This is a genomic window from Paenibacillus provencensis, assembly GCF_042678545.1.
GTDB classification, from domain to species: Bacteria; Bacillota; Bacilli; order Paenibacillales; family Paenibacillaceae; genus Paenibacillus; species Paenibacillus provencensis.
In genome coordinates this window covers 220988-239984 of record NZ_JBHTKX010000003.1, presented here as the reverse complement: position 1 = coordinate 239984, position 18997 = coordinate 220988, and the positions used below count along the sequence as shown (strand labels likewise).

18 protein-coding genes, 1 pseudogene and 1 riboswitch are annotated in these 18997 nt (G+C 44.6%); of the genes and pseudogenes, 12 read left to right on the top strand and 7 right to left on the bottom strand.

Translation table 11 applies throughout. From position 1 onward, the window contains the following. Positions 1 to 151: 151 nt before the first annotated feature. Positions 152 to 252, bottom strand: a riboswitch (purine riboswitch). Positions 253 to 461: 209 nt separating this feature from the next. Beyond that, positions 462 to 947 carry a large conductance mechanosensitive channel protein MscL gene (gene mscL / locus ACFQ3J_RS19810; RefSeq protein ID WP_251583790.1) on the top strand — a complete coding sequence of 162 codons (486 nt, stop codon included), beginning with the start codon at positions 462 to 464 and terminating at the stop codon, positions 945 to 947. On the opposite strand, the gene ACFQ3J_RS19805 is transcribed toward mscL, so the two are convergent. Then, complete coding sequence (locus ACFQ3J_RS19805; RefSeq protein ID WP_091159552.1) at positions 944 to 1231, bottom strand: hypothetical protein; 288 nt, start codon at positions 1229 to 1231, stop codon at positions 944 to 946. The two genes, mscL and ACFQ3J_RS19805, sit on opposite strands and share 4 nt — an antisense overlap. Before the next feature lie 186 nt (positions 1232 to 1417). Here ACFQ3J_RS19805 and ACFQ3J_RS19800 point away from each other — a divergent pair, with 186 nt between their 5' ends. Next, on the top strand, positions 1418 to 2050 hold the full coding sequence (locus tag ACFQ3J_RS19800; protein WP_091159550.1) for an NUDIX hydrolase: 633 nt from the start codon (positions 1418 to 1420) through the stop codon (positions 2048 to 2050). Between the two features lie 92 nt (positions 2051 to 2142). Here the strand turns inward: ACFQ3J_RS19800 and ACFQ3J_RS19795 are convergent, their stop codons facing one another. Then, complete coding sequence (locus ACFQ3J_RS19795) at positions 2143 to 2928, bottom strand: TrmB family transcriptional regulator (RefSeq protein WP_251583789.1); 786 nt, start codon at positions 2926 to 2928, stop codon at positions 2143 to 2145. A gap of 52 nt (positions 2929 to 2980) precedes the next feature. Continuing rightward, positions 2981 to 3733: a zinc ribbon domain-containing protein gene (locus ACFQ3J_RS19790; RefSeq protein WP_251583788.1), complete on the bottom strand. Its 753-nt coding sequence runs from the start codon at positions 3731 to 3733 to the stop codon at positions 2981 to 2983. A 386-nt stretch (positions 3734 to 4119) separates the two neighbouring features. On the opposite strand from ACFQ3J_RS19790, the gene ACFQ3J_RS19785 reads away from it, so the two are divergent. The 3 genes from ACFQ3J_RS19785 to ACFQ3J_RS19775 all read left to right on the top strand — a co-directional run bounded on the left by ACFQ3J_RS19785 (position 4120) and on the right by ACFQ3J_RS19775 (position 9671). After that, a complete protein-coding gene (locus ACFQ3J_RS19785) occupies positions 4120 to 6483 on the top strand; it encodes a UvrD-helicase domain-containing protein (RefSeq protein ID WP_251583787.1) in 2364 nt (787 codons plus the stop codon). 113 nt (positions 6484 to 6596) lie between these two features. Continuing rightward, on the top strand, positions 6597 to 6959 hold the full coding sequence (locus ACFQ3J_RS19780) for a hypothetical protein (protein ID WP_091159544.1): 363 nt from the start codon (positions 6597 to 6599) through the stop codon (positions 6957 to 6959). Positions 6960 to 7220: 261 nt separating this feature from the next. Continuing rightward, positions 7221 to 9671: an Ig-like domain-containing protein gene (locus tag ACFQ3J_RS19775; RefSeq protein WP_251583786.1), complete on the top strand. Its 2451-nt coding sequence runs from the start codon at positions 7221 to 7223 to the stop codon at positions 9669 to 9671. 31 nt (positions 9672 to 9702) lie between these two features. Here ACFQ3J_RS19775 and ACFQ3J_RS19770 read toward each other — a convergent pair. Then, positions 9703 to 10341 (bottom strand): annotated as a pseudogene (locus tag ACFQ3J_RS19770) (alpha/beta hydrolase); the annotation flags it as partial. A gap of 46 nt (positions 10342 to 10387) precedes the next feature. Between ACFQ3J_RS19770 and ACFQ3J_RS19765 the strand changes: the two are divergent. From ACFQ3J_RS19765 to ACFQ3J_RS19750, 4 genes are all read left to right on the top strand, one after another. After that, positions 10388 to 10540 (top strand): hypothetical protein, encoded by a 153-nt coding sequence (locus ACFQ3J_RS19765; RefSeq protein ID WP_170862507.1) that lies wholly within the window; start codon positions 10388 to 10390, stop codon positions 10538 to 10540. A gap of 447 nt (positions 10541 to 10987) precedes the next feature. Further along, on the top strand, positions 10988 to 11956 hold the full coding sequence (locus ACFQ3J_RS19760) for a hypothetical protein (RefSeq protein ID WP_091159541.1): 969 nt from the start codon (positions 10988 to 10990) through the stop codon (positions 11954 to 11956). A gap of 31 nt (positions 11957 to 11987) precedes the next feature. Continuing rightward, the gene (locus ACFQ3J_RS19755) at positions 11988 to 12518 is read left to right on the top strand and encodes an SMI1/KNR4 family protein (protein WP_091159540.1); all 531 of its coding nucleotides are present in this window, start codon (positions 11988 to 11990) and stop codon (positions 12516 to 12518) included. An 805-nt stretch (positions 12519 to 13323) separates the two neighbouring features. Beyond that, positions 13324 to 13530, top strand: coding sequence for a hypothetical protein (locus tag ACFQ3J_RS19750; RefSeq protein WP_091159538.1), 207 nt, complete (start codon positions 13324 to 13326; stop codon positions 13528 to 13530). Between the two features lie 284 nt (positions 13531 to 13814). On the opposite strand, the gene ACFQ3J_RS19745 is transcribed toward ACFQ3J_RS19750, so the two are convergent. Then, positions 13815 to 14336, bottom strand: coding sequence for a hypothetical protein (locus ACFQ3J_RS19745; protein ID WP_251583785.1), 522 nt, complete (start codon positions 14334 to 14336; stop codon positions 13815 to 13817). 660 nt (positions 14337 to 14996) lie between these two features. Between ACFQ3J_RS19745 and ACFQ3J_RS19740 the strand changes: the two genes are divergently transcribed. The 3 genes from ACFQ3J_RS19740 (at position 14997) to ACFQ3J_RS19730 (ending at position 17090) form a co-directional block, all read left to right on the top strand. After that, the gene (locus ACFQ3J_RS19740; protein ID WP_251583784.1) at positions 14997 to 15293 is read left to right on the top strand and encodes a hypothetical protein; all 297 of its coding nucleotides are present in this window, start codon (positions 14997 to 14999) and stop codon (positions 15291 to 15293) included. A 538-nt stretch (positions 15294 to 15831) separates the two neighbouring features. Further along, positions 15832 to 16002, top strand: coding sequence for a hypothetical protein (locus ACFQ3J_RS19735; protein WP_251583783.1), 171 nt, complete (start codon positions 15832 to 15834; stop codon positions 16000 to 16002). Next, positions 15999 to 17090: a copper amine oxidase N-terminal domain-containing protein gene (locus tag ACFQ3J_RS19730; protein WP_251583782.1), complete on the top strand. Its 1092-nt coding sequence runs from the start codon at positions 15999 to 16001 to the stop codon at positions 17088 to 17090. The genes ACFQ3J_RS19735 and ACFQ3J_RS19730 overlap by 4 nt, the downstream gene beginning before the upstream one ends. 64 nt (positions 17091 to 17154) lie before the next feature. On the opposite strand, the gene ACFQ3J_RS19725 is transcribed toward ACFQ3J_RS19730, so the two are convergent. Next, entirely contained in the window at positions 17155 to 18141 is a 987-nt protein-coding gene (locus ACFQ3J_RS19725; protein WP_251583781.1) for a M15 family metallopeptidase, read from the bottom strand. 106 nt (positions 18142 to 18247) lie between these two features. Beyond that, entirely contained in the window at positions 18248 to 18982 is a 735-nt protein-coding gene (locus tag ACFQ3J_RS19720) for a hypothetical protein (protein WP_251583780.1), read from the bottom strand. Positions 18983 to 18997 lie beyond the last annotated feature (15 nt).

Below are 18997 nucleotides of genomic sequence, written 5' to 3'. Positions count from 1 at the left end.
CGTCTGACCTGGGCAAAATGCAAATAACCCATTCCAAATCAACCGCCGAAGAACACGGATGGATTAGAACGGGTACTGGTTAGAATAAAGAGGCAGTAAAAATTATCGAGCTCACATGCAGCAGTATAGCAGAGGCCTTCACATTAACGTGCACACTTTATATTCCCCCCGTAGTCCAATCATTTCCGGTGATCGGGTAGAGACATGCCGGCCCATTCCAGCACATATACGAGTTAATAATATATATTACGACTTGAGCGAAGTAAGCGAATCACCTGTTAGTGCTCTCCTCCGCCCATGTTAGGACAATGTTAGAAGTATAACGAATTGATGCTGCAAAATAAAGTGTTATTTTCAAGAAACTTTTCCAAAGATCTTTTCAAGAGGCTGAGCCAATGTTTAAATGGAGGGGATGGTTCTAGTGCTGACCGTTTATATGAGCTAATGTTGGGAGAGTTAATATGAAGAAAATCATGAATGAATTCAAGGAATTTGCCGTTCGCGGAAACGTCATTGATCTGGCGGTCGGTGTCATTATCGGAGGGGCATTTGGCAAAATCGTAACCTCGTTCGTCAATGATATCCTCATGCCGCCAATTGGACTTCTGATGGGCAACCGGAGCTTCGAGCAATTGTTTGTTCCGCTGGAGAGAGGCGTTCTGACTTCAGAAGGCAGCAAGTACGCGACACTCGCCATGGCTGAGGAAGCCGGCATTCCAGTACTGAGATACGGACAATTCATCAACGTCGTACTGGACTTTCTGATCGTGGCATTCTGTATCTTCCTGTTCATCAAGGGGATCAATCGGCTGAAACGAAAAAAAGAGGAGCCCGCACAGCCGGAGCTGACGACCAAGGCATGTCCTTACTGTCTCTCGGACATCCCGCTTGCCGCTACGCGCTGCGCTCATTGCACCTCCGTGCTGGAAGTGGAGAGATCTTCCTAGAGAAGATTCTCCAGAATTCTGCGCAGGTTCGCATCTTCCTTATAGATTTCCTTACCTGTATCGAGCTCTGTCACACGAAGTCTAATGTAATCTGCGCCAGGATTCACCGGTTTGAAGGTCAGGTCGTCGGGATTCTCGGTGGCAACCTCATAACCCAATCGTTTAAACATCGGGATAAGCTGCTCCGGTCCGGGAGGGGTATTATTATCCATGAGCAGAAGTCCTCTTAACGGTTTAGGCTCATCTTTTTGGTAGATCACTTGAAATTTCACAATGCATTCCATAGTTTATAAAACTCCTTTCTCTATCTCAACATCCATCATTGATGTAATGTGCGAGGATTGAATTTAACCTTACAGCTTCATTACAGCTATTTTCCCCTGAAAAAGATGTAATGATGCTGACATAAGATCATCACAATATATGATAAGTATTAAGCAGCCCCGTCTGCTGTCAGGAGGTCATACCCAATGAGTGAAGAAATGTTTGATATCTACGATCCATCAGGGACACACATCGGTACAGCACCTCGTTCTGAGGTTCACCAGGAAGGCTACTGGCACAAATCCTTTCATTGCTGGCTGGTGCGCGACACCCCGGAGGGGAGAACGCTTCTGTTCCAGAAGCGGACAAGCAGCAAGGATACCTTCCCATCGTGTTTTGACATCACTGCTGCGGGCCACCTTACTGCGGGAGAAACGGTTCGAGAGGCGGCAAGAGAGCTTGAAGAAGAGCTTGGCCTTCGTACCGAATTCGAGCAGCTCACCCCTCTGTTTGAAGTGACAGAAGAAATGAGAGGCAAAGTTTCCGGTGTGCCCTTCATCGATCGGGAGATCAGCCATGTGTACGGTTATCTTAGTTCATGGGAGCTAACTCAGTACAAGCTGCAAGCAAGTGAAGTTGCGGGATTGTATGAAGCAGACCTAGAACAGATGCTCAATATGTTCCTCGGCGGCCTAAGTGAAGTGACAGCTACAGGCATCCTTTTTCACGCAGAAGAAGGCCGTTACATCAAGGTTACAGAGCATGTTCTTCCAGCCCAGTTTGTTGCAAGGCCTTATTCCTACTACGTTTCTGCCTTCAAAAAGTTACAGCAGCTATAACGCAGCCATATAAAAAAAGGATCTCTGCCGCGACAATGCACCAAGGCAAACCATCGCGGGCAGAGAACCTTTAATCTACATACAGTACAATGTTACCTCTCTACAACATATTTGTTCATCATATGCTCAAAGCGCCGGCCATAACGTCTCACCAGCTCCTCGCCCATATCTTCCTCTAATTCGTACAGTATTAACTCCTGAGCAAAGAATTCAAGCAGCAGCTTGACCATCAGCGGATGCTCTGTTACGAGAGCCTGCGTCATGCATTCTTCCCCTCGAATTCCCAGCATGCACCATTGCCGATCTATGACAAAAGAAAACTTCCGTCCGCATAGCTCGGCTGATGGCTCGAAGGGATCCCATGGGAGCATAGAATACTGCTCTCCTGAATCACCATCGTAAGACCAGAGCAGTCTAACTCCCCGCTCCTCTGCAGCTCTCAGCTCCTCGTGAAACAGAGCAGCCTCCTCTGCACACATGTCAATGACGATCTCCTTCTGCGCCTGAGCAACCTGGAATAGTAATGTGTCCAGCACCCGGCGTTCTCCCTCCATGTTATAGAAGCCGGGAGAACCCGGATTGTGCCTCGGCATGGACCTCTCAACGAAATGAAGGGACTGTCTCACATTGTCCGAAATCTTGCTTGTCAGCTCCTCCGGTGTAAGCATGCTATATCTGGCCGGCTCCCCCTTGCTGCAATGAAGATAACCCTCCGCATTCAGACGCTGGAGCATGGCATAGATATTCGAACGTGAAGCGCCAAGACGCTTAGCTACCTCATATCCTGATGAAGCCCCTTGTCTGGACAGATCAACCATAATTTTGGATTCCATCTCTGTAAAGCCCAGATTCTTAAGATGCGCAAGCAACTGCTCCATCGTCACTATCCTCCCATGCTGTTAAGGAACCCATGCGTACCTTTATCTTTAATTAGATCTGCTCTGCACCACAATGCGGACACCATTTCGATCCTTTTGGCAGCTCGGAGGCGCAAATTTGACATTTCACGCTTTCACGCGGAACCTCAGCTTTGACAGGCTCATCCATGTGCTCATTATTCTCTTTCCAATAACGGATTCGCTCGTCCAGCTCCTGCTGTCTCTCCCGCTCCCGCTGCAGTTCCTCCTGACGTCTGCGTTCCCACTCCGCGTCAAACTCTTCCTTCTCTTCGGGGAGGAAATCCTTCAGATCGTAATCATCCTCATCCAGCGGCAGCTCATCGTTATCCAGCATCAGATCAGGGAAGAGCTCCTCCTTCTCCTCTTCAACCACAACTTCTTCCGCAGCTGCTGCTTCCGGTTTAGCTGGAGGGGTATAAGTCTCCGCGTTCGCAGCTGTTAACGAACGACCGCATTTCGGACAGAAATTCGCATCCAGATCGGATACATGTCCACACACACAGACCCGTTCATTCTTAAGTAATGCGATCTTCTCGCGAAGCTCATTGATCTCTTCCTGCAGCTCATCACAAGCTTCTGACAGCTCCATCATTTTTTGTTCGGCGATCGACATGTCCTGTGCACGGTAACCTTCATAGAAGATACGGCCCATTTCTGTATAGTTCACGGACATTTCGTGTTTGATATTCGCAATTTGTGAGTTTAGTTTGTTGATTTCCACAGCATGCTGTGCCTTCTCCGTTGCACGGCCTGCCCCGTCTTTAATTCGCTGTAAAAAATTCATCTTAGGTTCTTCCTCCTCTTTCCCATGACAAGCTGAAAGTATACTCACTTGCAGCTAAGCCTTCACTCATTACTTAGCCAAGACCCAAAAAGATAAAACTGAATCAATTTCATAACTCGTTAAAAAGGTATTATGAAATTGATTCGTCTACCGATAAATTATACCGAATGCATCGCAGAAGTCTGTTCGTTTAGGTATAATAGAGAGCGGTTTGTTTATACTTATTTGCTTCCATTTTTGTGATGGTTCAGGCGTGATTATAATAATGCTCTGATGCTCCTTAGTACTGCTGCAGTAGCTAAGGTGACTCTATCATACCAAATTTACAGCCCTCTTGTGAAAAGGGCAATGATTTACTTTGAAATTAGATGAGGTGTACGGTTTTTATGTATAGTGTGAACCCTATTTTTCATCTGCGTCCGCTTGGTGTTACCGGAAATTCGAGACTTCCGCGAGCCAAACCGGCTCCCGATCAAACAAGTATTGAGCTTGTTTCTGACAAGGAGAAGGATGCTGACTTCTTCAGGTCACTTGAGCAGGCAGGCATCCTTCTGAATGCTCCTCAGATCAAGGCGGTACGTCACGGCAAGGGGCCACTCCTGACACTTGCGGGCGCAGGCTGCGGCAAGACAACCGTGCTTACTTCCCGGACAGGCTATCTCATTCAGGTCGCTAACGTCCCGGCAGGGAGCATCCTGCTCGTCACTTTTACAAGCAAGGCAGCCGGCGAGATGAAATCGAGAATTGCAGCCATTCCCGGCATTCGTCCGGCAGCCGCACGCGCTGTCCAGGCACGGACGTTCCATTCCTTTGCGCTGATGCTGCTTCGTCACTACGGCATGACGGAGGATATTTTTGGCGATACCAAAGCCCAGCATACAATCATCAAAATGATTCAACGCAAGCACGGACTTAGTGATGCCTTTCAGCCCGAGAGCCTGCTCTCCTCCCTATCCGCCTGGAAGATGGAGGGCAAGACTGCAGACGAGCTTCCAGATGCCAGCCGTGAAGAACGGGAAGCTAAGCAAATATTACTCGGCTATGAGGCATGGAAAAAGGAACGCCGCAAAATGGATTTTGATGACATTCTGCTTCACGCAAACCGACTGCTGTCAGACCCTGACATCCTTCGTCCGCTCCAGCAGCGCTTTCAATATATTATGGTCGATGAATTTCAGGATACGAACGGACTGCAGTACGAAATTGTACGCAAGCTGGCCGCAGCGCACCGGAATTTGATGGTTGTAGGAGATGATGACCAGACAATCTACACCTTCAACGGGGCTAAACAGGAGGTCATATTGGAGTTCGATAAGCTGTACCCTGGCGCATCGGTCATTACGCTCGATATTAATTATCGCTCTGACTCCCACATCCTGGGGCTGGGTACCGAAATCATCAAGCACAATAAGAAACGCAGATATAAACGGCTCGTCTCTGCCGGCAAGCAAGGCTCTCAGCCCCTATACGCGACTCCTTCCGGAGCAGAAGAGGAAGCCTCCTGGATCGTAGGACATCTGCAGGAACAGATTGAGAACGGACAGCATTCTTATAAGGATATTGCCATACTGCATCGCACCGCGAGCAGCAGTCGTGCGATTTTTGAACAGCTTGTACTGAAGGATGTGCCCTTTATACAGCACGGTGCAGGGCCGGTCTTCTACGATCAGAGCTTGGTCAAGCCGCTTATGGATCATCTCAGACTGTCTCTCAATCCCAGGAATTTTGAGGCCATTCCAAGTACACTTGGTCCTCTCTACATTTCCAGGGATACAGGACTGCTCTATCTGGATCAACAGGAGAAACAGCAGCCCAAGAAGTATCCACTGATCCATTTTACCCGTTGGGAACAGCTTAAGCCGTTTCAGCAGGAGGCCGTGAAGGAACGAATTAAGCTGATCAAAATGCTAAAGTCCATGACGCCGCTTGCTGCCATTCAGGAGATGAGAAGACAATTCTACGATACCTACATGGAAAGTGGAGATCCGAGCATCTACACCCATTATCGCGAGACGATTCTCGAAACACTCGATGAGCTTGAAGCGGCAGTCAAGCGTTTTGAGACGGTCGAGAGCTTTGTTGCTTTTGCAGATGAGCTTACAAGGCGGCATAAGGAAATGGAAAGCCTGCAGGCAGCAAGCGACAGCGATGCCGTTCAACTCATGACCATCCATCGTGCCAAAGGGCTTGAATTTCCTATCGTCTACTTAATCGGAGCAAGCGAAGGAATCCTGCCACACAGCTCTGCTCTCACGAGGGAAGCGCCTGAGGATCGAAGGGCAGCCCTGAATTCAGCCTCTTCCACCACTGAGGTCGAAGAGGCTCTGCTTGAAGAGGAACGCAGACTCGCCTATGTCGCGGTTACAAGAGCCAAGAAGCAGCTCTATATCACATCACCGGCAAGTCAGCACGGCAAGCCGGCTCCCGTGTCGAGATTTCTGCTGGAGGCGTTCGGCATCAATGATTCGCAAGATCAGCGAGGCAAGGTGAGCGAGCGCAAATCTTATACAAGAGACCATCCTCGTTCAAAGGAGAAGGAGCATAGCCGTTCAGAACGGGCAACGCATCAGCGCATGGAAACGGTGCCCGTATGGTCCTGTACTTCCAGCTCCTGTCCTGCCTGGATTAGACAGCATCCTGCTCAAGGAACAAACAAGACGTCTAACAAACCACCGTCCTGTCCGCTGTGCAAGTCGGCGATGGAGAAGTCGATGCGTGAGGTCCCTGCCATACCCAAGCATTACAGATGATTGATTCATTCATGGTGATAACCGTGTAAGAACTCTTAAGTGCTGCGTCACGCGAATTTATCGAAACAGCTAAATTTGGGTATGCCGTAGACAGCTTAAGAGGAGGTGCTCTAATGGGAAAACAACCCTATTATGTATCCATCACTCAAAAGTTGATTCATCAAGATTCCTCAGAATCGAGTGATTATGAAGTACACTTAGATGAAGAACAGCTAAGTATTCTTCAGGATATGCTCACAACCATGGATCAAGAGGACAGATACACTTTGCAGCGGACCCCTGTGCCTTACAAATCAGCCGATCACGATGATGCAAACGATGAGTTTACAGTTCAATTAAAAGAGCTGTACCAGTTTATTTACGACGCGGGAACGGATGACACCCGTTCCGAGATCCGCAGGCTTCGAATTTTGGGCAAGCTGGACCATACCGACTATGACAATAAAGGCTATGAGAATTCACCCTTGAACAAGTGAAATCGTAGAAAAAGAAGCGCCGTAACGGAAGCTTCATCTTCGAAAAGACCAAATTCGCATCAATGAATTTGGTTTTTTCGTATTTAAGCAAAAATAACCTGACATGAACCCTGCAGCAGTTCTATTCACCGTTTTTTCGTAATATTTAAAAGTAACCGCTTCAAGCTGACACCAAATTTTGTAGATCGGTTTTTGTAGTGATCACAGCAGCGTTTCTCGTCAAATATGTTTACATCATATTGACAAGGATGTGAGATGATCATGATTTCTTTTCTGCGAACGTGTGGGTTTTTGAGCCTCGTATGGGTACTCGCCTTGATTCATGTCCCTCCCTTATCTGTTACAGCAGCAGCCCGAATTACGATTGACTCGCATCATGATGGACAGACGATTTCCCCAGACCTGACCCTGCTCTACGGAACGTATACCGATGTCTATGAAGTGGAGCTGATTGTGAACGGCGAGATGGTCACTGATGTTCAGATGGATGATCCTGACGGCAACGATAGCGGAGATTGGTCTTATTCCCTCAACACTTCACAGTGGGATGGTCCAATTGAGGTTGTCCTGAAGTCGAAGGATACCGGAACCCGATATGGGATTTGGTCCTCATTTATGACGCTCGTCGTTGATAACCCTGCAGCACATATCCCTGAGGTTCTTATTACAGATCCGGTCGAGCGTACGATGCTAAAAGCCAAAGAGGAGGTCAAGATTACGGTTAACAGCAAGAACAACATTACAGAGGTTGAGCTTCGTATTGATGGCAAAGAGTGGATTCCGGTTGAATCCAGCCGTGACGGGTACTCCTATACGTGGAGTACTCGAAAGGAAGCGAAGAAGGTTCACAGTCTTGAAGCAAGAGCGACCGATGCGAACGGGAATACAGGATACAGTCCAACGATTTATGCAGACACGAGGAAGATTTCAAGTGCCGGGGAATTAAACGACTCGGTGAATGATATGGAGAATGATATGGAGATTGAAGCAGAGGACGATGTGTCATTACAGAGGGCCCTTGATTCGGTTGATTCGGTTGATTCGGTAGTAGACAGTGTATATGAATCGGACTCGGTGGCAGACAGTGTTTATGAACCAGACTCATCCATGGATGATTTAGGGGAATTGCTGACCGAGCCCGCTCCACTTCCTGATCAGGATCGGGCGATATGGATATGGGAGACCGCTTCCTATCATCTTGTACGGAATCCGAATTCCTGGCCTGTCTTGTCCTCGCTTGCATCAGATACAACGACTTTCAATCAGCGGCCCATTACTACATTGTACTTAGGCGTTGGCCAATATGATGGAGCCTCTATGCTGGAGGATTACCGCAGTGAAGTCCGGCAGTTTATTACTTGGGCACATGGAGCAGGGTTTCGAGTGGAAGCTCTTATTGCCGGCGGAACCAAACCGCCTTATTTTGGAGCCTATACAAGATACCGTACACAAGCGGTGCAGGAATTTGAAAAAGTGCTGAATTACAATATTGCTTCTGAAGCCGAAGCGCAGTTTGACGGAATTAACCTCGATACAGAGCCTTATATTCTTCCGGATTTTAAGACAGCTAAACCGTCTGTCCAGGTTCAGTATCTCGATATGCTCGCCGCACTTATGGAACGCAAGGCAGCTTCTGGCCTCACCTTCCCCGTCGGAGCAGCAATCCCGAGATGGTACGATACCTCTGCGGATGCCAGCAATATTCCTTGGAACGGAGCAACCAAGTGGATGTCAGAGCATATTCAGGATACAGCAGATTATATCTCTATTATGAACTACCGTGATCAGGCGGAAGGAAGCGCAGGCATCATTAATCATGCTCTCGGGGAAGCTGCTTATGCGAATACGATTGGCAAACCCAAATCCGTCATTATCGGAGTAGAAACGAAAGATATTGCCGATGGTGGTGACCCGGAAACGATTAGCTTTAATGAAGAAGGAAGGACATACATGGAACAGGAGCTTGCCAAGGTCTACACTGCCTTTACGAATGATCCCGCCTTCGGCGGTGTTGCGCTCCATCATTATTCCTCACTGACTGATTTCCCTAGCCAATGGGGGCCGGGAGGATATAGATGGTCACCGCCAGCCGATAGCGAACCACCTACTGCTCCTGCCGGGCAGGTGCAGGCTGTAACTTTTGATCACCAGCGGATCGACCTCTCTTACGGGATGGCACATGATAATACCGCCATCAACGACTATCGGATATATCGAAGCACAGATGCCATATTTAATATCGGTCCAGATACGTATGCAGGCACAGCCAAGGGGTTGTCGTTCGAAGACAAAGGGCTGCTGCCGGATACGACCTATTACTATCAAGTGACAGCTGTGGATATTCAAGGCAACGAAGGTCCGCCGAGCAGCATCGGTTCTGCAACGACCGGCTCTTCCGCATTAAAGCCAATGATCATCAGTGATATGCACATCGAATTTGCTGGCGGCAAAGCAGCCGTCTCCTTCAGCGTCATCGACCGCGATACCGGGGAACCAGTGCCTGCCAAGGTCAGTGGCAGATTTACACTCATGGCAGGCAAGTATGTTACCGCCGCTACGGACGAGAACGGACTTTTTCAAGCAGTATCTGAGAGCATTACCGCGGCGGACGGCGAGATCAGCTTCCTGCCCCGCCGCATTATGGCATCCGGCTATTACTGGGCAAGCGGGTATGATGAACTGCCTTATCTGAGTGTCACATGGGGACCGTAAATCGGGCCAAATAAGAAGAAGGCGGAGCCAGCTATGTGAACAGCCACTTTAGCGCTTCGGGAAAATGTTTGGCAAAAAACAAGGCATCATGTGTTCCGCCTTCTTCTACCGTGAACTTCAGCTTATCCTCAGGAAAGCCCTTGTCGATCAGTGCTCTGTAGGCTTCGTGCGTATTCTCTACCATATTTCGCTGGATACTTTCCTTATATACGCCTTCCAGGCTGCCTACAGACATATACAGCCTCTGATCGCAAGAAGCCACTTCCGTATCTTGAATAAAAGCCAGCATCCCCTCATACCACATGGAGGCAGATATGGCGCCGATTCTTCCGAATAGATCCGGACGCTGGTATGCCGCATAGATCGAGATCATCCCACCCAGAGAAGCTCCTACCATTGCTGTATTCTCCGGACTGGAAAGGGTACGGTAGCTATGGTCTATATGAGGCTTCAGCATGTCTGCAATGTACGCAATATAATCCTTCCCCATGCCGCCAAAATCCGCCGACTTCCCATTTAACGACGGAGCAGGCCATGGTGTATACTCATCATTCCGATGAAGAGGTACGATGCCCACAAATATAATCTCGGGAAGCTCCTTGACCCGAAGCATGTGCTCAAGCAGATTCAAGCAATTTCTTACCATTGTTAATCCATCTGGTATATAAACAACGGGGAAACGTGCTTATTACACCAATATTGTGGAGGTGTTGCAATTGAATGCGTATGATTCAGATCGAGATAAAAATATTGAAACCCAATTTGTAAAAGTATTGCCCAGTATATGGAACAAGGCAAAAAAAGAAACAGATAAAGCTTTAGAAATAGAGAGGAAAATGTTTGGACAAGCACGAAAGGTAAGTAAATAGAATGATACTAAGAACTTTGAGTTTTGAAAAAGGTGTAGATGACGAGGATCTATGCCTTTTTGATTTTATAAAGTTTAGAACAAGGTAGCCAGTTTTTTTAATTCCTATTGGCCACGCTTGGATTTATAAAAAATCTTAGTAACATCCCTGAGATATACTTCAGGGATGTTGTTTTTGTATAGTTAAAAAATAAAAATAATTTGCAACCTTTTACAAGTTTAAGGTGTTCTTATTGAAGAAGGAGAGGAGTGTGATTGACTAAGATCAAACGATTTTGACTTGATTAGTAAACTATTTTCTCTTTATGTTACGCACCACAACAACTATAGCTATGATCGGCAAACAGAGAAGGAAAGCAATGATTAAACCAGAAATATCAAAGTTCATAATTTCACCACCAGTAGTACAAATTTGGTTTATGCTTGATACTAGAGGAGGAAGAAAGAGTTGAAAAAAATTAAATGGTTGTTATCAATGTTTATGGTAGTAGCTCTAATTCTAACGCTGACACCTGTGGGATCAACAATAAATGCAGAAGAAAATGGACCATCCATTCAGTTTTTGGGAGAGAACAAAGAAGATATTGGCCAAGAAGTGAAATTGAACTTTGTTAAAGAGTATACAGAATATGAAAATCCGAACGAAATAGAAGATCGTTATTATTTTATCGAATATAAAGAGAATGGATCTAGTGTAACTACTGAAATAAGTGAACAACAAGCCTTTCAAAATGCTGCTGCTAGTGAAACTTCTTCTGCTGTAACTCCTTCATCTTTGAATGGTATCACTGTTTCCACTAGAGTTGACGCGGGAGCAAAAGATGCAAGAAAAGCTAATTTCAAAGCTACCATCATGTCGATTACCGGTTCAAAACCAAATAAATTAGATTTTAAACTTAATCTCGGAAGATCAATGACCCGATCAACAACCACTAACATAGTATCATCTGTTACTTATACTTTGTCCGGAGTACTAGGAATTAAAGTTGGAGCTACAGTCACTCATTCCTTTGATGCAACCGTTACCGGTTTCTACACTGTGGTGTCAGATATAACGGCCAAAAATATACTCGGTGTTGTACTTGGGACAGATACTACTAATACTTCAACTATCTTGCTAAATACAAAAGGGAATTTATACCCTATATACACTGATGTTGCTTCTGCTAAAGTAATGAAAGAACCAGCAAGGGCTGATTGGGCTAGAACAACTCCTATCTCATGGACTACTAGTGATCGCAACAAATACATTGATTGGTATAATAAGGAATATCCCAATAATTATGATTGGACCTTGAATCATGTCCATCATATGAGACCTAGAAACTTAGGCGGTACCAATGACTATTCAAATTTAATACCAATTTTAAATACTCATCATACTTCGGTAGTTAGCCCATGGTTTGTGGCTTATTAAATCTATTAAATATGTAAAGGGTGTTGACTTAATGAGTACAAACAATACTCTCAACCAAGGGCTTAAAGGTTTGATTACTCGAACAAAAAATAACAATTATAGTCAAAGTATCTATAATATTGATGGTATTGAAGAAACGTACACTTTTAAGTTCAATAGCCCTGTAAGTACTGACATACTCGCTTCAAAGCTTTTAGTTAACTTAGAATTTAAGCTACCGCTTGATTACGAGGATTTTCTAAGTACTACTGATGGTTGTCGTCTTTTTGAACAACCTCAATATGGATCTGAAGATGGTATATATGGCTTAAATGAAGTGTTAACACAGAAAGAAATTATTGACTCAACCTATGAGAAACCTGAACTACTAAATGTTGCTTATATTCTACAGGATTATATCTTCATTAATCTTAAAGAAGTGTCTGAGGGCAAACCAACCTACATGTATGTTAATGATTGTTATTCGCCTATAGAATATATGAGAAGTTTAAATTGCGACTTTCAAACATGGTTAGATCGCTTTATCGTTTGCCAAGGAAATAAATATTGGGATTGGTTATAAGAAATGAACTTAGAGCAGCCATCATTGGCTGCTCTTTTGTTGTTAAGAAGGAACTTACAGCCCCTTAAATTGCCCCTGAAACGGACGATCTTCCGTCGTCATCGCTCAATCCCGAGGGTGTCTCAATGGTCCGGATCCACGTGCATGCAGCTATTGAACAAATCATGAGTATATGGATAATATGATTTGCAGCTAGACTGCATCCAGGGAAGCGGGCCAAAGTGAGCTGCTGTGAGCTGCTGAATGAGGATACCCCTAATAAAAAGAGCCTATGTATATAGGCTCCATGTCAGAAATCTAAGAAGTAATTTGTATTTCTTGTAGCCGATTTATTTCATTAAGCTCAAAGTAGATTAATCCTAAAAGAATAGCAATTATCAATAATAAAACAATAATAATCTTATTATATCTGTCCATTTTTGTACCTGTAAGTTCACTCCTTAAAATTTTTTTTGAGTTAAACTGCCTTGCTTCATCTCGGGGAACGCTATAAAAATAGAGTTATGTACACTTGGATCCCCTTTATACTAAGAACACCATCACTATGAACACAGTTTGAAATTTTATAAAAAAATTTTGTCACTACAGAACAACTCAGTTGTTCCAAGTTAGTTCAGATTCACAAGTTAGAATTCATCTGTCCGGTATATAATATGTAAGAAAAAAATTTTAACGATATTTAATTGATTCCTCTGGACAGATTGCGGAGCTATTTCGGACTTCTTCTTTAAATAAAGTATACGAAATTCATTTTTGGCGAAAATGTAAAAAGGCAAGCCATCATGAAATGAGGAGTGAAGACGACATGAAAGTTGTAAGGACAGGGATCATCAAAGGTAGCGAATTTATAGGGGCAATTGGGGAACTGGATAATGGAAAGTGGATGGCATCTCTCGCGGCAGTAGCTACAGCTGCAGGTGGTTTCAACCATCACTACACCAAAGTGTGTGACGATGAGGACAAAGCGGTTAAAGCCATAAACGATACCTGGTCGGAACTGGAAAAAGTTTAATTATTCGAGTGACACAAGTATACGTTATTCCGGATCCGGGAAAAATAGATTCATAGAGTATAAGGAGATGGTATCCCTTGCAAAGAGTCTGCCCGGGCTGTGGTCACGAGCTTGTAGAAATCGAACCCAACTTATTTGCTTGTATCTCAGAATGTGATTACTTGGATGAAAACGAAAATGAACTTATTTTTGAACCTGAAGAAGCCTGGCATGATTAATGCCAGGTTTTTTAATTCCGATTGGCCAGACTCGGATTTAATAGGGAAATAATAGACAATAAAACGTTAGAAAGTCTCATTTATTATAACCTTGCCTGTTTGATCTTTAGCTTCAATTAGAGTGCTTTGCATAGGATTCTCCGAAATATAATACCAAAAAGTTAAATCAGTAGCATTAACTATATTACAATCATGACCATTAATTTGAATTGTTTTTATTTCAGAGTTGTTAATACTACCGTACACAACATTTAAATTTAGTTGTTTAGATTCAGATATTTCATATGTAAGCCCTTTTTTTGAATCTAATTCTATTGCACCTATTATATGTGTTGACATGCCTTTATTATTTTCTATTACACTTAATCCAAGTCCAGATGAAGTATTATATACTGTGTTGGTATAGAAAGCATAAATAATATTGTTTTTTATCTCATAGTGAATTAACTTTTGTAAAGTACTGTCCTGAATTTTTATCTTTCTCTCTATTTTAGTTTCAATGGTTTCATTTTGCTGAATGATTATCTGGAGAGTAAAACCGACTGCGAATGCAATGAATATCAGTGGGATTATTTTTTTTAGTTTCAAGAAATCACCTTCTTTTTATTGAATTTAAAAACTAATCACACCACCGATTCAAATAATCTTATTGTAAATCATTTTAAGATAACAAAGCCCTCTTTGAAAGAGAGGCTTTGTTTATCATTAAAATAAAATTTTAGTGTGTATAGATCCATTGGTCAGCGTCTGTCCACTGACTACCGGCATTTGTCCATCCAACTGAAGCAGAGTAAGGACCGATCCCGATGCTATTAATAGATGTTTTGTCCCAGGTATGAGCATACGTACCATAATGCTGTGTTTTTGCACCAGAACCTGGTTCAGTTACAAACTCAAAATAGACAGAGAACTCACCATAATGGGAGTTATAATTTTCTACACTTCCTGCAAATAATCGGTCTTGCCAGCGAAACGCACGTCCATAGTTACTATAATTTTCATAGAATTGAACATCTTGAATCTCACCTTCCCAGTAATCATAAACGTATGCATTAGTTGAATGTGTAAGAATTTGTCTGTTTAAACCTAGAGTGAAACCTTCGTAACCGCCTACATTTCCAGGTCCACTTGCTTGATTTGTGAATTTATAGTTTAATCTTTTCCTTTACACCTTATCGATTCGTTCAACATTTTGGTGAATATAATGTTTTAAAGTAGGAAATAATTGTTAGAAAGGGAGGCGATATTATGTTTAAAAAAATATATTTAATAGCCTTTTCAGTGACTATTATTTCAGGAGTGGCATTAATATCGAATTCAAAAGCAGACACCTATCCAGAAATGGAAACCGTAAATAAGACAGTTGAAAATCCTGTTAACACTAATTTTTCAATAAATAACGTAAAATCCATAAAATCCGAAGAATCAGTAAAAAGCGTAGAATCCGTAGAAAACTCGCAAAAAGGTATTTTAGTCAACTATATACACCTCATGGCATGTTCTTGCGAGCAGATGAACAGAGTATCTTTAAAGAATCTGAGATAGCAAGAAAGTTAGATCAAATCGGACCTAATACGAATCAACTAATTTTTGAAGCCGAGTTTCTTTTAAAAGTAGATGAATCAACATTTCTTGAATCGTACCCCAATTCGTTACTCTTAAATGAAACAGATGAAAACCCGACTGATACTGATGTTCCATCAAGTTAAGTTTATCAAAATAGTAATTTCATAAAGAAGGAGCCATTGTTTTCGACAATGGCTCCTTCTTGGCCTTCTTGTTTTACTTAATTATTGATTGATCCATATCCACTAGCAGTTGTAGTTCCAATATTGTTTATTTGCAAAGCATAAGTACCTTCGCCTTGACGATAGGATGGAGGCAGATATATGTCCACGTCCCTCCCTCCGATTTTTTCTTGCTTGAAGGTTTCTCTCATCTGTCTCTATTCTCCTCGCTATCTTAAAACAGGGTATTATGAAATTAATGAAATGGATTCATATATCCTCTAATTGTATTTTTAAGCGGCAGCAACATCCATGGACTATGCACGGAAGATAAAGAGGGTTGTGGATGGGGCAAAGTGACCAATTTAGAGCGAATTGCAACTTCCATTCCGATGACTTCGTCTAAGAACTTGTCGACAGCTGGATCGAATATGCTGCTTCACCATGATCACTACCGAAGCTATCGCATGTTCTCACGGCTGAGTAAACACTTACATCAAGACGAAGGAGAGATTAAGATCTTATGAACAAGAAAATGAAAACCGGCGCAGCTGCACTAGCACTGACCGCAGCCCTGAGCAGCGGATATGTATACGCTAACGCCGACGCCCCCGTATCTGTCTCAAGCTCAGCAGCAAGCAAGGTAAGCATTACAGTCAACGGACAAGCTATTGACGCAGGGTATGTTCTGGCTGATGCCGAGCATCCAATGATTCCTGTTCGTGCCCTTGCAGAGGCGCTTGGCATGGAGCTCACATGGGTGAAGGATAGCAAAACAGCGGAATTAACAAAAGGCAATGTATGGACTGCCATAGCAACAGGTAAAGATCAGTATAATGTGAACCGCATGTACGTCGAGCTTGGACAAGTACCGGTCATCGCCCAGGGCAAACAATACGTTCCTTTAAACTTCGCAAGTGAAGTACTGCATGCCAATGTCAAGACGGAAGGAGCCTCAGTAACGATTACAACAGAAGAAGTGCAGGAATTTACAACATCGGTTGGTGTAGTTACTTATGCTGACGATTCCAGAATTCATATTAACGGAGTCGGACCAGAAAGCTTAATCCTGAATGCAAATGAGGACACAGAATACCTGCTTGCGGGTGGAACCAGCCTAAGCATCACAGATCTACAAGTCGGAGATCAGGTGGAAGCACAGCATTCCATCGCAATGGCACTCAGCATGCCTCCTCAATCTGCCGTCTACAAAATTACAGTTACAGAGCAGGCTGAAGATAACCTCCACAGCGTTGAAGGTACAATCGGTGATATTCGTATAAATGATGACGGTGACCACAGTCTCCTCATCCAAAGCGGAATGCTTGCAGCGAACCCACAGTCTGAAATTGTACTGCAGATTAATGAGGATACTCAGGTCGTGAATACAAAAGGCGAGAAGGTTGATCCTGCATCCATTACGGACGAGGATTATGTAATCGGCTTCCACAATGGCGTTCTAACCCGCAGCCTGCCTCCAATCGGCAATGCAATCAAGATTGTTGTTGATTCGGTAGACGTCAGCCAGTCAGCTGAAGAGCCTGCTGAAGAAACTGCAGAAGCCGACGCTTCAGCGGATACGACAGAGACAATCAAGCCATTCCCAGCTGAATAATTTACAACAGACACATGACGAAAAAATAAGCTGGAGATCTTTATGGATCTCCAGCTTATGTTATTTACAGCTTAATATTCGCTTCGTCAAAGTACTCCTCTAGCGTAAGTCCGCTGGCAGCGATATCCGGTGCCAGTTCTTTACCCACATAACGGATGTGCCAAGGCTCGTATATATAGCCTGTCGTTTCTTCTCGTCCTTCCAGATAACGAATAATGAATCCAAATTCAGGTGCGTGCTCTGCAAGCCATTTACCTTCCTTGGTGTCGCCAAGGATTTCTTCCAATACATTTCCTACGCTTGGGCTGGATACATCAATAGACAGTCCGGTCTGATGCTCACTCTTCCCCGGCTGTGCGCTTACACGGAGCGCATATTCTTCGCCGTTGCGCTCTACACTGCTGTTGAATACGGCAACCTGACGATCATAAGAGCGATATCCTGATACCGCACGAAGCTCGATATTATCCTCTTCTGCTGCGGCAAACAGCTCCTCCAGCGCATCTGCAGCTTCTTGGCGCAGATGCCGCTTCTCATGAGGCTCATCGAATGAGAATGGAACGTCTGGCTCAACGAGATCTGTCGGCTCGTATCCATCGGGCAGACTCCGTTCTTTGTTAACGATGACCGTAATCGCATCCGGGTTAGTAACAACATTCTTGTCTCCAACGACTTCAACCGTGCTCTGCAGGGAGCTCGCAGCGCGAAGCGCCATAATGCTGTCTTCCTCTGCACTTCCTGTACCGTCATCCTGCCCTGCACCTTCCGAAGGCTCCTCGGCGTTATCGTCATTGTTATCTTCATTGCCGTTATTCTCTTCACCGTTCTCGTTCGCATCGTTATCCGCAGGTGCATCCTCATCTGAGTTGTCCGCAGGCGCATCTGGCGTTTCCTCCTGTGAAGGATTCTCCGGTGTTTCCGGCGTTGTCTGCTTCTGATCTTCCTGCGGATCTTCCCCGTTCCCGCAGCCTGCAAGCGCGAAGGCGGACAGCAGCATAACCGTCAACAGAACAATGGTCCAGCGTGGTTTCTTGGTTGTTGAAGTTGTCATCTTGTTATTTCCCCTATCCCAAAGTTATTGCTATTAAAATCTCCTCCCATTCATTATAGACCTATCGACATTGAGCTTCAAATCCTCATCCTGGTACATATCCAAGTTACTTCTTGACGGCCTTAAGATCTAATCCCTCTGCCCACTTGGACGCTCTCTCCGAAACTTGCTTGCGGATATCCTCTAAAGCTGCCTCCACAGGAACAGCCGGCACAAGCTGAGCAATGCCTGAAGATGGAGGAGTCAGCTCTTCAGGTGGAGTTAACTTCACTTTGATCCCTTCGAATTCATAACCAGGCATGTGAAGTGAACCATTCGCAGCTGCCTCGCCGATATAATCTAGAATAGCAGATGTATTGCCGCCTGCACGCTGAGTCTTGCGTTCCAGCAGCGACGCTGCCTGAGAAGCGCTGGTGGATACCGACTCAAGAGACCAGCCACGAAACACCTCAGTAAGCAGCTCTTCGCGTGTTAGGCCAAGCATATCAAGCAGCTTCAGCGTATTTGCAGCAGCCCATTCTACCGCCGATTGCTTCGCTGCTTCGATATGAGGGCATACGATGTGATTACAGGAGCAGCTTACATCTGCATTTTTCACCCAGGAAATCAGCCCCGAATTGATCATATCAGCCTTACCTCCTGCAAGAAGGCAGTACAAGGTATAGGCGTTTTCTTCCAGCTCTTCAAGGATTTCTGACTTTAGCTCTTCATTAGTTAACGTATATATTCCTCTGACCTCTACCTGTTGTTCTCGTGCTTGTTGATCATCTTCCGCTCTGCTCTGAATCATTGCCTTCCAGCCGTGAGGCTCCGGTTCAAAATGGTTTACTTGATAGGTCACTGCAGCCTCACCTCC

Coding starts and splice junctions, on each gene's coding strand:
- mscL (WP_251583790.1), top strand. CDS start 462: ATGAAGAAAATCATGAATGAATTCAAGGAATTTGCCGTTCGCGGAAAC.
- ACFQ3J_RS19805 (WP_091159552.1), bottom strand. CDS start 1,231: ATGGAATGCATTGTGAAATTTCAAGTGATCTACCAAAAAGATGAGCCT.
- ACFQ3J_RS19800 (WP_091159550.1), top strand. CDS start 1,418: ATGAGTGAAGAAATGTTTGATATCTACGATCCATCAGGGACACACATC.
- ACFQ3J_RS19795 (WP_251583789.1), bottom strand. CDS start 2,928: ATGGAGCAGTTGCTTGCGCATCTTAAGAATCTGGGCTTTACAGAGATG.
- ACFQ3J_RS19790 (WP_251583788.1), bottom strand. CDS start 3,733: ATGAATTTTTTACAGCGAATTAAAGACGGGGCAGGCCGTGCAACGGAG.
- ACFQ3J_RS19785 (WP_251583787.1), top strand. CDS start 4,120: ATGTATAGTGTGAACCCTATTTTTCATCTGCGTCCGCTTGGTGTTACC.
- ACFQ3J_RS19780 (WP_091159544.1), top strand. CDS start 6,597: ATGGGAAAACAACCCTATTATGTATCCATCACTCAAAAGTTGATTCAT.
- ACFQ3J_RS19775 (WP_251583786.1), top strand. CDS start 7,221: ATGATTTCTTTTCTGCGAACGTGTGGGTTTTTGAGCCTCGTATGGGTA.
- ACFQ3J_RS19755 (WP_091159540.1), top strand. CDS start 11,988: ATGAGTACAAACAATACTCTCAACCAAGGGCTTAAAGGTTTGATTACT.
- ACFQ3J_RS19750 (WP_091159538.1), top strand. CDS start 13,324: ATGAAAGTTGTAAGGACAGGGATCATCAAAGGTAGCGAATTTATAGGG.
- ACFQ3J_RS19740 (WP_251583784.1), top strand. CDS start 14,997: ATGTTTAAAAAAATATATTTAATAGCCTTTTCAGTGACTATTATTTCA.
- ACFQ3J_RS19730 (WP_251583782.1), top strand. CDS start 15,999: ATGAACAAGAAAATGAAAACCGGCGCAGCTGCACTAGCACTGACCGCA.
- ACFQ3J_RS19725 (WP_251583781.1), bottom strand. CDS start 18,141: ATGACAACTTCAACAACCAAGAAACCACGCTGGACCATTGTTCTGTTG.